Annotated in this window: 13 protein-coding genes; 9 read left to right on the top strand and 4 right to left on the bottom strand. The window is 39.0% G+C overall.

Annotated features, from left to right (window positions below; genetic code table 11):
• Positions 1 to 209 precede the first annotated feature (209 nt).
• The gene (locus ACE1TI_RS04435) at positions 210 to 1,481 is read right to left on the bottom strand and encodes a BaiN/RdsA family NAD(P)/FAD-dependent oxidoreductase (RefSeq protein WP_375006459.1); all 1,272 of its coding nucleotides are present in this window, start codon (positions 1,479 to 1,481) and stop codon (positions 210 to 212) included.
• 148 nt (positions 1,482 to 1,629) lie between these two features.
• Here ACE1TI_RS04435 and ACE1TI_RS04430 point away from each other — a divergent pair, with 148 nt between their 5' ends.
• The 5 genes from ACE1TI_RS04430 to ACE1TI_RS04410 all read left to right on the top strand — a co-directional run bounded on the left by ACE1TI_RS04430 (position 1,630) and on the right by ACE1TI_RS04410 (position 6,779).
• Positions 1,630 to 2,034: a secondary thiamine-phosphate synthase enzyme YjbQ gene (locus ACE1TI_RS04430; RefSeq protein WP_375006375.1), complete on the top strand. Its 405-nt coding sequence runs from the start codon at positions 1,630 to 1,632 to the stop codon at positions 2,032 to 2,034.
• Between the two features lie 349 nt (positions 2,035 to 2,383).
• The gene (locus ACE1TI_RS04425; protein WP_375006374.1) at positions 2,384 to 4,048 is read left to right on the top strand and encodes a putative polysaccharide biosynthesis protein; all 1,665 of its coding nucleotides are present in this window, start codon (positions 2,384 to 2,386) and stop codon (positions 4,046 to 4,048) included.
• Between the two features lie 125 nt (positions 4,049 to 4,173).
• Positions 4,174 to 5,304 carry a putative lipid II flippase FtsW gene (gene ftsW, locus ACE1TI_RS04420; protein WP_375006373.1) on the top strand — a complete coding sequence of 377 codons (1,131 nt, stop codon included), beginning with the start codon at positions 4,174 to 4,176 and terminating at the stop codon, positions 5,302 to 5,304.
• A gap of 69 nt (positions 5,305 to 5,373) precedes the next feature.
• The gene (locus ACE1TI_RS04415; protein ID WP_375006372.1) at positions 5,374 to 6,060 is read left to right on the top strand and encodes a hypothetical protein; all 687 of its coding nucleotides are present in this window, start codon (positions 5,374 to 5,376) and stop codon (positions 6,058 to 6,060) included.
• On the top strand, positions 6,057 to 6,779 hold the full coding sequence (locus tag ACE1TI_RS04410; RefSeq protein ID WP_375006371.1) for a pseudouridine synthase: 723 nt from the start codon (positions 6,057 to 6,059) through the stop codon (positions 6,777 to 6,779). Before ACE1TI_RS04415 ends, ACE1TI_RS04410 begins: the two co-directional genes overlap by 4 nt.
• Before the next feature lie 46 nt (positions 6,780 to 6,825).
• Here ACE1TI_RS04410 and ACE1TI_RS04405 read toward each other — a convergent pair whose 3' ends face one another.
• Together ACE1TI_RS04405 and cysK are read right to left on the bottom strand one after the other, a co-directional pair.
• Positions 6,826 to 7,044: a DeoR family transcriptional regulator gene (locus tag ACE1TI_RS04405; RefSeq protein ID WP_375006370.1), complete on the bottom strand. Its 219-nt coding sequence runs from the start codon at positions 7,042 to 7,044 to the stop codon at positions 6,826 to 6,828.
• A gap of 554 nt (positions 7,045 to 7,598) precedes the next feature.
• Positions 7,599 to 8,543 (bottom strand): cysteine synthase A, encoded by a 945-nt coding sequence (gene cysK, locus ACE1TI_RS04400; protein ID WP_375006369.1) that lies wholly within the window; start codon positions 8,541 to 8,543, stop codon positions 7,599 to 7,601.
• A 198-nt stretch (positions 8,544 to 8,741) separates the two neighbouring features.
• On the opposite strand from cysK, the gene thpR reads away from it, so the two are divergent.
• Genes thpR through ACE1TI_RS04380 form a run of 4 tightly spaced genes read left to right on the top strand, consistent with a single transcriptional unit; the run spans position 8,742 to position 11,379 of the window.
• Entirely contained in the window at positions 8,742 to 9,305 is a 564-nt protein-coding gene (thpR, locus tag ACE1TI_RS04395) for an RNA 2',3'-cyclic phosphodiesterase (RefSeq protein WP_375006368.1), read from the top strand.
• Positions 9,306 to 9,352: 47 nt separating this feature from the next.
• Positions 9,353 to 9,718 (top strand): CidA/LrgA family protein, encoded by a 366-nt coding sequence (locus tag ACE1TI_RS04390; protein WP_375006367.1) that lies wholly within the window; start codon positions 9,353 to 9,355, stop codon positions 9,716 to 9,718.
• Positions 9,711 to 10,400 (top strand): LrgB family protein, encoded by a 690-nt coding sequence (locus ACE1TI_RS04385; RefSeq protein ID WP_375006366.1) that lies wholly within the window; start codon positions 9,711 to 9,713, stop codon positions 10,398 to 10,400. Before ACE1TI_RS04390 ends, ACE1TI_RS04385 begins: the two co-directional genes overlap by 8 nt.
• A 28-nt stretch (positions 10,401 to 10,428) precedes the next feature.
• Positions 10,429 to 11,379 (top strand): nuclease-related domain-containing protein, encoded by a 951-nt coding sequence (locus tag ACE1TI_RS04380; protein WP_375006365.1) that lies wholly within the window; start codon positions 10,429 to 10,431, stop codon positions 11,377 to 11,379.
• A 36-nt stretch (positions 11,380 to 11,415) separates the two neighbouring features.
• Here the strand turns inward: ACE1TI_RS04380 and purU are convergent, their stop codons facing one another.
• Positions 11,416 to 12,288 (bottom strand): formyltetrahydrofolate deformylase, encoded by an 873-nt coding sequence (gene purU / locus ACE1TI_RS04375; protein WP_375006364.1) that lies wholly within the window; start codon positions 12,286 to 12,288, stop codon positions 11,416 to 11,418.
• Between the last annotated feature and the right edge of the window lie 110 nt (positions 12,289 to 12,398).

Raw genomic sequence — 12,398 nt, 5'->3', positions numbered from 1 at the left:
TATTTTGTATGCTATTTAATGCATGCTTGAGATACGAACGTGTGTATTTGTGGGTAAACCTGTGGATAACTATTATCCATGTGTATAAATTTGTGAATAAACCATAATGTTTTCCACTGCAATAAAGTAACCGTTTTAAAACTCTAATAAAAAGCGGTTTGTTCGCTACATAGTTGCGTGCCGAATTATCCACAAGTTTGTGGAGAAAGTTATTGTTTTATCCCAGCAGTTTCTGCTGCTGATTTTCCTGCCGTATAACCGGTGGAAAATGCGCAAGTTATATTAAAACCGCCTGTGTAGGCATGAATATCTAAGATTTCTCCGCAAAAATACAAACCTTCTTTGAATTTTGATTCCATTCTTTTTGGATGAATTTCCTTAATGGACACACCGCCCCCTGTAACAAAAGCGTCTTCAATCGACAACGTGCCATTTACTTCAAAATGAAAGTCAGTAAATAGAGCTGCTAATTTACGAAGGCGTTCATTAGAAATCTCTTGAAGCGGAGTGGAGGGATTAATTTTAGCTTTTTCTAAAAGAAATTGAAGAAGCCGTTCGGCAGCAATATCTTTTAATGCATTTTTACTTGCTTTAACGCCGTCGTGATTTTTATATTTTACTAATTGTTGAAAGAAAGCTTCTTGGTTTGTGTCTGGGTATAGGTGAAGGCCCATTGTTACTGTTTTTGTTTTGTATTTTTTTAATGCCTTAACCACAAATTGACTGCACCTGAGCACGATAGGGCCAGAAATCCCAAAGTGGGTAAACACCATTCCGCCTCTGTGTGTTATTATTTTTTTTCCTTTCGGGTTATACACACTTAAAGCGGCATCGGAAAGTGAAAGTCCCTGCAGGCGTTTATTTTTTATAAACGGTTCAGCAGAAGTAATTGGTACTTCTGTTGGATAGAGCTCAGTAATGGTATGACCTGCAGCTTCAGCCCACGGGTAACCATCTCCGGTACTGCCTGTATGGGGAACGGACATCCCGCCGGTAGCAATAATTACAGCATCTGCTTTTATTTTCTCGTTATTGTCTAACTCTATCCCTGCTGCTTTATCGTTTTCAAACATAAGAGAAGTTACTTTAGTATTTAGGCATGATTCCACACCAAGCTCTTCCATTTTATTTAAGAGGGTTCGCACGACAGTGACAGCCTTGTCATTAACTGGAAACATTCTGCCCATATCCTCTTCTTTAAGAGCAATCCCCAAATTTTCAAAAAAAGCAATAATATCTTCATTATTAAAAACAGAAAAGGGACTGTACATAAATTTTCCGTTCCCTGGGATGTGAGCAATTAGTTCTTTTTGGTCCATCCGGTTGGTAACGTTGCAGCGGCCGCCTCCTGAAATAGCAAGTTTTCTGCCAAGTTTTTTTCCTTTATCGACAATGAGTACACTTGCACCATGCCGGGCAGCAGCAACAGACGCCATAAGTCCGGCTGGTCCGCCGCCCACTATAATCACATTATATTTCATCATTCATTCCCTGCCTTACGTATTGATCTTTTCGATCATTATGATTTATGTTTTCCTTTAAAGGGAAAACGAAACATTATCATGCATGATAAACTTAAATTATCATATCAAACTTTCCAATACGCGAAAACGAAGGAGGAGAAGGAAGATGCTAAAAAAACTGACGATTGATACGAATAAAAGAGATGAAATGATTGATGTAACAAGAGAAGTTAAAGCTTTTATTAAAGAAGAAGGGATGAAACATGGAATAGCAGTAGTGTATTGTCCTCACACCACAGCAGGCATAACAGTGAATGAAAATGCAGATCCGGATGTAAAGCATGATATGTTAATGAAACTTGATGAAGTGTATCCTTGGGAACACCCAAAATATAAACATGCTGAGGGTAATTCTGCTTCTCATTTAAAGGCGAGTACGGTAGGAACTCAGCAAACGATAATTATTGAAAAAGGAAAGCCCGTCCTTGGAACATGGCAAGGTATTTACTTTTGTGAGTTTGACGGCCCAAGGCGCCGCACCATGTATATAAAAGGAGTAAATGATGCTTAAATGGATTTTCTATACCTATTAAACCGAAAACAGGGGCTGTCTCAAAAGGTTATTTAGTCATCTAGCAACTGGAATATGCGAGACTCCAGTGGGAAAAAGGGCAGTGTGAAGACCCCGCAGTGGGCGGTTTTTGCTCACGAGGAGGCTGAGCCGTCTCCCGCGGCAAAGAAGACACTACGAGAACGAGCAAAGAGAGTTGGAGTAGATGTCGCACTTGTGCCCTAAGGGTGAAAGCGAGTATATTCCAGTTGTGTTTGCCGAGAACTGACTTATAGGACAGCTCCTGCATTCTCATAGGAAGAATATATCCTGAGAGTATGGTAAAATTTCTTAGAAAGCAGTTCACTCAATGGTGAATGACGTTATGATTATTGGAGATGAAGGTATGTCTGAATCAAAGTTTTTACGGGGTACCATGATATTATCGATTGCAACGTTTCTATCCAAATTTCTTGGGATGATATATGTATTTCCTTTTGTCGCAATGGTTGGACAGCAGGGCTTAGCATTATATCAATACGGTTATCAGCCGTATACAATATTATTGAGTTTGGCAACATTAGGAGTGCCAATGGCAGTGTCTAAATTTGTATCAAAATATAATGCGTTAGGTGATTACAGGACAGGACAGCGTTTGTTTCGTTCCGGTCTCTTTTTTATGACCATCACTGGATTTATCGCGTTTTTATTATTATTTTTTCTTGCCCCTGTGATCGCAGGATGGATCATTTCCAAGCCTGATGACTTAAATGGAAACTCTATAGCTGATGTAGTATTTACCATTAGGATGGTGAGCGTAGCGTTGCTTTTGATTCCAGCAATGTCGGTTTTCCGCGGCTATTTTCAAGGGTTTCAGTCTATGGGTCCTACTGCAGTATCTCAAGTGGTCGAACAAATTGTTCGTATTATTTTTATTTTATCAATGGCTTTTACGATCTTATACATATGGGAAGGAGAACTGGGAACTGCTATTGGCTTTGCAACCTTCGGAGCATTTATTGGAGGACTTGGAGCCTTAGTGGTGCTGCTGTTTTATTGGAAAAAACGCAAATCCTTTATTCAAAAGGAAGTTGAACAAAGTACTGCGGATTATGATATCCCCTTGTCTTCCATGTATAAAGAGCTGATTTCTTATGCGCTGCCTCTTTCGTTTGTTGGATTGGCCATCCCGCTTTTTCAAATGGTTGATCTGTTTACTTTTAACAATGCACTAATGGCCACGGGGGAGTATTCCCAGGGGGAAGCAGAAACTGCTTATGGTGCGTTTGCAGGATCGGCACATAAACTAATACTCATCCCGGTAGCTATAGCTACGGCGATGTCAGTCACATTAATTCCAACGATAACGAACTCGTTTACGAATCAAGATAAGTCGTTATTACAACAACAGGTCACTCAAACTTTCCAAGTGATTCTATTTCTTTCTATCCCTGCAGCAGCAGGTTTATTCATCCTTGCATACCCTACTTTTTCCGTATTGTTTGGATTTGAGGATGTAAATATAGGAGGATATCTACTTCGGTATTATGCTCCTGCAGCAGTTTTGTTTTCCCTATTTTCTGTGACTGCTGCTATATTGCAAGGAATCAACCGGCAGCGCTATGCTGTATTTTCATTAGTAATAGGTTTAACGATTAAAGGATTAACAGCTTATACTTTTCTGTATATATTGGGCCCTGTTGGCGGCAGTTTTAGTACCATAGCGGGTTTTGGAGCAGCGACTGCTTTTAATATATGGGCCATTGGCAAATTTGCAGAGTTTCATTACGGAAAGCTCCTTAAACACACTTTACTCATTTTGTTTATAACGTTGTGTATGGCGGCGGCTATTATTGTGGTGAAAGAAGGGGCATTAACTATGTTTCCGCTTCAGTCTTGGAGAAACGCGTTTTTAGTGGAGTTATTCAGCGTTATTACCGGAGCTGGTTTATATTTCATAATTAGTGTTAAAAGCGGTCTTGCCGGCATAGTACTCGGTGAAAGATTTTCTATACTGAAAAAACCTAATTCATAATCACACCAATATGCTCTTTTTTCAAGGGGGACGAGGTGGTATAATATAACAACCATATCAGAAATCAGAAATTTATTCCTTTTTTTATATTAAGAAGAAAAATCGGCTTACCGCCGGGAGGAACTATGAAACGATATAAAGATTACGATTGGTGGTTGATTGGAGCAGCAATCGCTTTAAGCCTGTTTGGAGTTATTATGATTTACAGTGCAAGCTTTCCTCTTGCCATTGATTTATATGAGAACCCTTCCTATTTTTTTGTTAGACAGCTAATATGGTTGGGGGCCGGGCTTGTTTTGCTATTATTCTTTATGCACTTCCGTTATTCTTTTTTAAAAAAGCTTTCTCCAATTTTCATTCTTGGTTCCATTATCATTCTCTTATTAGTAATTATAGTGGGCAGGGAAGTGAATGGAGCAAAAAGCTGGATTGCCTTTGGCCCTTTTAGTATACAACCTGCAGAGTTTGTAAAACTGGCAGTTATTATTTATTTAGCTCAAGTTTATTCGCAAAAACAAGCTTATATTAATAAATTTATAAGAGGAGTAATCCCGCCTCTTGTCGTCATTACTTTCATTTTTTCATTAATTATGCTTCAGCCCGACCTTGGAACCGCTGCGGCTATCCTTATGACGGCAGGAATTATTGTTTTTCTCTCAGGTGCGAAAATGAGGCACCTCGCAGTCCTTATGAGTCTGTCTGTTTCTGTTATTAGTTTTTTTGCTATAAGTGAACCATATCGTATTCAGAGATTAACTGCATTTCAGGATCCATTTGAAATGGCAGAGGCGGCAAGCGGAGGTTACCAGCTGATTCAGGCATATGTTGCTATTGCTCACGGAGGTCTCACAGGGGCTGGTCTTGGGCAAAGCGTCCAGAAAATGCACTTTCTGCCGGAGCCGCATACAGATTTTATTTTGGCTGTCATCTCTGAAGAGCTGGGTTTTTTTGGAATTGGATTTGTACTGGTTTGTTTGACGATAATTGCCTGGCGCGGCTTACTGATTGGTTCACGCAGTAAACATACGTTTGGAACATTGCTTGCATTTGGTCTTGTGTTTCAATTAGTCAGTCAGGCTTTAGTTAACGCTGGAGCGGCTACCGGACTGCTTCCTATTACCGGCTTGCCATTTCCTTTCGTTAGCTATGGAGGGTCCTCGCTCTTGGTATCTCTTGCAGCTATAGGAATTCTGGCAAACATATCGAGAGTAAACAAAATAGAAAAGAGAAGACAGATATCAACTGAAGCTGCTTAAAAACGTTGTCCCCTTTGGACAGCGTTTTTTCAAAGCTTTGAACCTTGAGTTTGAAAGGGGTAACGTAACATGTTACTAGCAGGTTATGGAAAGCTGGTTCAAATGATTATTGCTTTAAATAAAGAACAGAAGAACTTTTATATTTTTAATCGCACAGCTGAAAAAGTTCAGAAAGATGCTATGAAAGATAAACGACTCCAATATACTTCGTCTCATCGCTTCCATACATTTACGACTGTATTTCTTGCGTTACCGCCCGAAGCCTGCTTTTCATTTTTAAAACAATTTGAAAGTTTGTTTCCAGATGACACGGTTATTTTTCATACCTCAACAAACCTCAAAGCTGATGACCTGAAAAAAACAGCACCGCGTCATTACATTATTCCAGCTAAGTTTGCAGGACATGCAAAACAGGCTGTAAGAGAAAAAAGGGGAGGCACGTTTGTGGTACCGGGTGAGTTTAAAAATGAAAGTGCTTCTTTAGACAGGTGGCTGGGTGATGCGTTTACAGTGGTAAACGGTACGGAAGATATGGTAAAAAAAGCAAATAAGAAAGCCGTAGAAGAAACCATTAAACTGGCGATTGAATTAGCTGAGCGTTTAGAAAAGGAGGGAGTTTCTAAACCTATACGAGAAGCCGTTATCTCTCAAATTCCTGCAGGTGTTCTTCATGCTCATTTAGAAGGAAGACATGGAGCGTTTGCAAGACAGGTGTTAGACAAAATGGAAGGGTTAAAAGGGGACGAAAGTAAATGAGAGTAGATAAACTATTGGCCAATACAGGGTATGGAAGCCGAAAAGAAGTAAAAAAGCTCTTAAAGCAAGGAGCGGTAGAAGTCGATCGACAAAAATTGAAAAGCGGAGCAGCTCAGGTAGATCCAGATTCACAGGAAATTATTGTTTTGGGAGAAGTTATTGAATACAAGGAATTTATTTATCTGTTAATGAATAAACCTCAGGGTGTAATTTCAGCTACCGTGGATGATATACATAAAACGGTGCTGGATATTTTAGAATTTGACGATGCGGTACGTGAACCTTTTCCCGTTGGACGGCTCGATAAAGATACAGAAGGACTGCTTCTTCTTACAAATGATGGAAAGTTTGCTCATGCATTGACTTCCCCGAAAAAAGGAGCTGCGAAAACATATGAAGCAATCATTGACCAAGCTGTAACAGAAGAAGATATAGTATCTTTCTCTAAAGGAATTGTGCTTGATGACGGGTACCAAACGAAACCTGCTGATCTCCAAATAAAAGAGCATTCTGCTACGGAAATTTATTTAACTATTACAGAAGGGAAATATCATCAGGTAAAAAGAATGTTTGAAGCTGTAGGGAAGAGAGTTCTGTTTTTAAGAAGGATTTCTATTGGAAATCTTACACTCGATGAAACACTAGAGCCTGGTGAATACCGTGATATGTCAGAGAAGGAAGTGGAGGAGCTGCTTCAAGAAGCTTATACGAAAAACTAAACCGTCCCTCTTGAAGAGACGGTTTAGTTTGTTGCTGCTATTCTAACTAAGATGCTTTTACTTTTTTCCGGGTTGCTGTCCATTTCCCCCTTGACGGGCTATGCACGAGGTGATTATATTCCAGGACGTTCAGATCTCGCTGAATCGTACGCTGGGTGATTCCGAATTCGTCAACCAATTCCTTTGTTGTCACCGTTCCTTTCTCTTTAATATAAAGGTAAATGGATTTTACACGGGTGATCATTCGGTCGGTTGAAGGCCTCAAAAAACCACTCCTTAGCATTAATTGATAGGAAAGCACAGTAGAAGCTATGCTTCCCGGGGCATAAATCAGTGTGAACTGCATGATGTAACATTGACAGGTCTACGATTCAGCAATCAATTTATAACGTTACATGGAATGGTACTGTGTTTAATAGTATGATTAAGCCAGAGTGGAAATGATACAAGCAATAATAAATTTCACCTTATCAATGGCCCCATTTATTAATGAGTATTGTACAATAATTTCGAACAATTCGCAAAGCACAGGATATTGAATAGGAGTAAAGATAAGGAAAAACGGGATAATTTTAATATATATTTTACAATAATGGTAACTATGAGCTGCTCTGTTATACTGAAAGAAAGCGGTTTTAGAGCTGTATTCGTAAGAAGAAAGGACAATTTATTTTAATTTATTTTATTAGTATGTAAACAAGATCAAATTTTTGTAAAAAGGTTTACAGCTTTTGAATGTGAGATAGAGGATGTAGAACTGGTCTAACACCCTGAAAAAAGCTGCCTTGGTTTTTAAGGCAGCTTCATTAGAATCTTCTGTTACTTGCTTTTATTTACAAAATCAAAAAGGTCGGTTGATAAATAGCGTTCTCCCGTATCACATGCAATAGCTACGACTGTTTCTTCAGGCGACATCTTTTTAGCGGTTTCCATTGCGGCAAAGCAAGCTGCTCCAGATGAAGGTCCGACCAAAACCCCTTCCTCTCTGGCAAGACCGCGTGTGGCAGAATAAGCGTCTTCATCTTTTATTTTATAAATTTTATTGTAAACCTCCTGGTTTAAAACTGGAGGAATAAAACCAGGACTTGTACCAACAAGTTTGTGGGGTCCTGGTTTACCGCCTGACAGCACGGGGGAGCCGAATGGTTCTACTACAAATACGGGAAGACCTGGATAATATTTTTTGAGCTCTTCTCCTGTTCCGGTAATGGTACCGCCTGTTCCTGAGGCAGCTACAAACGCACCAAGCGGCTTACCGATTTCATCCATAGCTTCTTTAATTTCTAAAGCTGTCGTATGGCGGTGAGCGTCCGGGTTTGCTTCGTTTTCAAATTGCATCGGCATAAAACTGTTGGGAATTTCTTTTACCAGCTCATGAGCCCGTTCAATGGCTCCGGGCATTTTTTTATCTCCAGGAGTTAGCTCTACTTCTGCTCCATACGCTTTAAGTAAGTTAATTCTTTCCTGGGACATTGTATCCGGCATCACCAAGATGGAACGATAGCCTCTAGCAGAAGAATTCATAGCTAATCCAATCCCTGTATTTCCGGATGTTGGCTCTATAATGACAGAATTTGGTTTCAGCTGACCTTGTTTTTCTGCTTGTACTATCATATTTTTGGCAGCTCTATCTTTCACACTGCCGCTTGGGTTTTGAAATTCTAATTTTAAATAAACAGCTGCGCCTTTTGGGTCAGGAAGACGGTTTAATTTTACTAATGGAGTTTGTCCTACAAGGTCTGACATGTTATTAACTACATGCATTCACGGTCACTTCCTTTATCTGCATCCTCATAATAAACACTTTTAAAATTAATATTAACATACCTAACTTTATAAATCCCATAACATTAGTTAGAATTATATAGATTCCAATTTTAGCCGGTCTGTACATTATTCGTTAAACTATGATAGGAATAGCTGAAAGATAAATTAACAATTGAAAAAAAGGAAGGAATCAGAGTGACTACAAATCCCCATTATTTTATAGCTATACCTCTGCCACCTGAGGTAAAAGACCACATTAACGACTGGAAGAAAAAAACGATGGACAAGCTTTCTTTTAAAAAATGGGTTCATCCTCAAGATTTTCATATAACGCTCTTTTTCTTAGGAGCTTCAAATAATGACGAGCTTAAAAAATTATCAGAGAAGATGAAGAGGATATCGTTATCAAAGCAAAGTTTTTTCATGCAGTTAACTCAATCCGGATGGTTTGGAAAACCTGCTCAGCCAAGAATTTTTTGGATGGGCGCAGAGGGCTCTTCAGCATTGTACCATTTGCAAACATCCATTTCTAATCGATGCGAAGAAATTGGTTTTTCTGCGGATAAAAGGCCATACAAGCCGCATATCACTGTTGCTAGAAAATGGGTGGGGAAAGAATCATTTCAAAAGTCAATACCGTTATCGCCGATTGATACTGTTTTTTGGACCGTTGAAAAGTTTGTGATATACAGAACGCATCTGGACCGTGAACCGAAATACGAAACAGTGGAAACATTTCCATTAAAAGCCGATAAATAAAAGAGAAGTTTTCTTTTGTTTTCTGAAGGAGAAGGAGAAACGTAATAATGGATGTCGTACGCATGGTAATGCACATTGGAATACTTTATCTTTTTTATTATGCAGGAGTGTGGATTCAAGAGTGGTTTGAGCTGGTCATACCTGGAAGTATTATAGGTATGCTTTTATTGCTTATGTTTTTTTATACAAAGCTTATTAAACCGAAATGGATAGCAATGGGAACAAGTTTAGTGCTCTCTCATATGCCTCTTTTATTTTTGCCGGTAACTGCAGGAACCATTGTTTACTTAGAATTATTTTCCGGGTCAGGTTTGTGGCTGATTGCAATAGCATTTATCAGCACTTTATTCGTTATGGCAGTTTCAGGATTAACAGCTCAGTTTTTTGCAAGGAGGAGGGAACAGCATGATTGACTGGATAGCTGCTATATTGGGGGCAGCTGGTACCGTAGGGGTGTATATTGGAGCAAGGAAATTTTACCAGCGTTTTTCTCACCCCATAACTCTTCCAATTGTAACAGGCACTATTGTCATTATTGCTGTATTATTAGGAACAGGAATTTCTTATGAAACTTACATGCTTGGCGGTCAATGGATAGAGCACCTGCTGGGACCTGCTGTAGTAGCACTTGCTTATCCATTATATAAACAAAGAGAAATGTTAAAAACTTATTTTTTACCCCTTATTATTAGTGTGACAATTGGCGCATTCACCGGAGTTTTATCCGGCTATTATTTATCACGGCTGGCAGGTGTGGAACAAGAGTTTATCGCATCCGTGCTTCCTAAATCTGTTACTACTCCTGTAGCAATGGAAGTGGCAGCATCCATAGGAGGGCCTCCTCCGCTTGCGGCCGTATTTGTAATGGTTGCGGGTATTGGGGGAGTTGTGGTGGCACCTTATCTTTTCAAATGGTTCAGGATTAATCATGTTCTTGCAAAGGGTATAGGAATAGGAAATGCGTCTCACGCAATTGGAACAGCTAAAGCACTTGAAAACAGTGAAAAAGAGGGAGCTGCCAGCTCAGTGGCTATGACATTGAGTGCCATTATAGTCTCTATTATCATTCCGGTGCTTGCTCTCCTTCTCTTCTAGTAAACTTATAACGGAAAGGGGTGAAAAAGTGGCCCATTTATTAAAAGTGGAAGATTACACGTCAAGATACCAACACGACATCCAGCGCTACCCAAGTCAATTTACACGGTTAAAAAAAGATCGCTGGCAGTATATGAGAAGAGAATGGATAAGAGTGAATCGGAAAACAGCAAAAGAAGACACAGATAAATTGGATGATTGGTTTGAAGAGGTGAACAACGGTTTTTTCTCTTTTGCTCTCGATCGCCTGAAAAATTTCTCAGGTAGAAAACGAGTATTAGATGAATTATTAGAAGAGCAAGATGACGCTGCTAATTTTTATAAAGGAAAAACAGTAGAAAAGTTAAAAGATATATTTTATGAGGATTTATTTCAAGCTCAGCTTCGCTGGGCAAGTTCATCTCTCTTCGATGAATCCGGGTTGAATCCTAAATATAAATACGACCGGAACCTTCGCTATTTTTTGCGCGAATTTCCAGATAACTACATGGTTCTGTATAATCCAGTTTTTTTAATTGGGACTGCCAGGGTGGAAATGGATATTATTTTACTAAGCCCTACTGACGTTTACTTTATTACCACGATAGATGGGAAACAAACGAGCGTTTTTGAAACCTCTTCCGGAAGATTCTGGAATGAATATGTGGATGGAATTCGAAAAAGAAGAGTGAGTCCAGTGATTTCATTAAATCGGATGATCGGCATCGTTCAAGATATTATTCAAGATAAAAAAATAAGCATGAACTTGCAGAAGATCGTTTTAACTCCGAATGCTATAATCGATCATCGAGCAGCAGGAATGAAAGTAAAGATGATAGATAAAAGAAATCACGAAGGATGGCTTGAAAAAATGAAAAGACATCCTTCTCCATTAAAGAAAATTCAGCTGGAAATGGCAGAATTACTACTTCAGCACACCTTAACAACTTCTTTCCGGCGTAAAGATCTATTTGATGAAAATGAAAACATCGAAAATTAGCCCTGCACAAAAGCTGGTATTGCAGGGCTGATTTTCTTAATTAAATACAATAGTTTTGTTTTCGTAAACGAGGACTTTATCATTAATATGCCAATCTACGGCTCTAGCTAAAGCAATTTTTTCTACATTACGACCTGCTATTTTTAATTCTCCGGTATCATAACGGTGGTTAACGCGAAGCACTTCCTGTTCAATAATCGGACCTTCATCAAGATCATTGGTAACATAGTGGGCGGTGGCGCCGATTAATTTTACGCCTCGATCAAAGGCTTTTTTATACGGATTAGCCCCGATAAAAGCTGGTAAGAAGGAATGGTGAATATTTATAATACGGTGTTCAAATGATTTAACAAACTCCGGAGAAAGAATTTGCATATAGCGAGCAAGCACAATGAAATCTACCTGATAATCTTTCATTATAGATTTTGCATCTGTTTCTGCTTCTTGTTTTGTTTCCTTCGTGACTGGAATATAATGAAAAGTAATACCATAACTTTCAACGATATCTCTTAAATCTTCATGATTGCTGATAACGATGGGGATGTCAACGTCCAATTCACCAGAGCGCCAGCGCCAAAGAAGTTCTAGTAAACAATGGTCTTCCTTAGACACAAATATGGCCATTTTTTTAGTTTTTCTTTCACTTTCTAATCTCCAGGTGATATCAAAACGATCAGCGATTGTATGAAATTCTTCTTCAACGGAAGAGAATTCTTCTTCAAAAGAAGGAAGATCAAATTCTATTCTCATAAAGAACATGCCGCCTTCTGGGTCTGTACTGTACTGGTCGGATTGAACAATATTAGCTCCTTTTCTATGCAAAAACTCAGATACGGCAGCAACAATCCCAGGTTGGTCTGAACAAGAGATAAGCAATCTTGCGCGGTTTACATTTTTTGTTCGTTTCATCGATAATTCCTCCGATTTCATCACTTGTTTCAATATTTAAATTGCACTATGTTAAACACGTTTAACCGGCATGGTTTACATGAATGTGAAAGCATAAAAATACCTCAATG

Source organism: Alteribacillus sp. JSM 102045, from assembly GCF_041949975.1.
In the GTDB taxonomy this organism is placed as follows: Bacteria; Bacillota; Bacilli; order Bacillales; family Marinococcaceae; genus Alteribacillus.
This window is presented reverse-complemented; position numbering and strand designations above follow the sequence as displayed.

Excerpts from the sequence above, each read along its gene's own strand:
- ACE1TI_RS04435 (WP_375006459.1), bottom strand. The coding sequence starts at position 1,481 with ATGAAATATAATGTGATTATAGTGGGCGGCGGACCAGCCGGACTTATG.
- ACE1TI_RS04430 (WP_375006375.1), top strand. The coding sequence starts at position 1,630 with ATGCTAAAAAAACTGACGATTGATACGAATAAAAGAGATGAAATGATT.
- ACE1TI_RS04425 (WP_375006374.1), top strand. The coding sequence starts at position 2,384 with ATGGTGAATGACGTTATGATTATTGGAGATGAAGGTATGTCTGAATCA.
- ftsW (WP_375006373.1), top strand. The coding sequence starts at position 4,174 with ATGAAACGATATAAAGATTACGATTGGTGGTTGATTGGAGCAGCAATC.
- ACE1TI_RS04415 (WP_375006372.1), top strand. The coding sequence starts at position 5,374 with ATGTTACTAGCAGGTTATGGAAAGCTGGTTCAAATGATTATTGCTTTA.
- ACE1TI_RS04410 (WP_375006371.1), top strand. The coding sequence starts at position 6,057 with ATGAGAGTAGATAAACTATTGGCCAATACAGGGTATGGAAGCCGAAAA.
- cysK (WP_375006369.1), bottom strand. The coding sequence starts at position 8,543 with ATGCATGTAGTTAATAACATGTCAGACCTTGTAGGACAAACTCCATTA.
- ACE1TI_RS04390 (WP_375006367.1), top strand. The coding sequence starts at position 9,353 with ATGGATGTCGTACGCATGGTAATGCACATTGGAATACTTTATCTTTTT.
- ACE1TI_RS04385 (WP_375006366.1), top strand. The coding sequence starts at position 9,711 with ATGATTGACTGGATAGCTGCTATATTGGGGGCAGCTGGTACCGTAGGG.
- purU (WP_375006364.1), bottom strand. The coding sequence starts at position 12,288 with ATGAAACGAACAAAAAATGTAAACCGCGCAAGATTGCTTATCTCTTGT.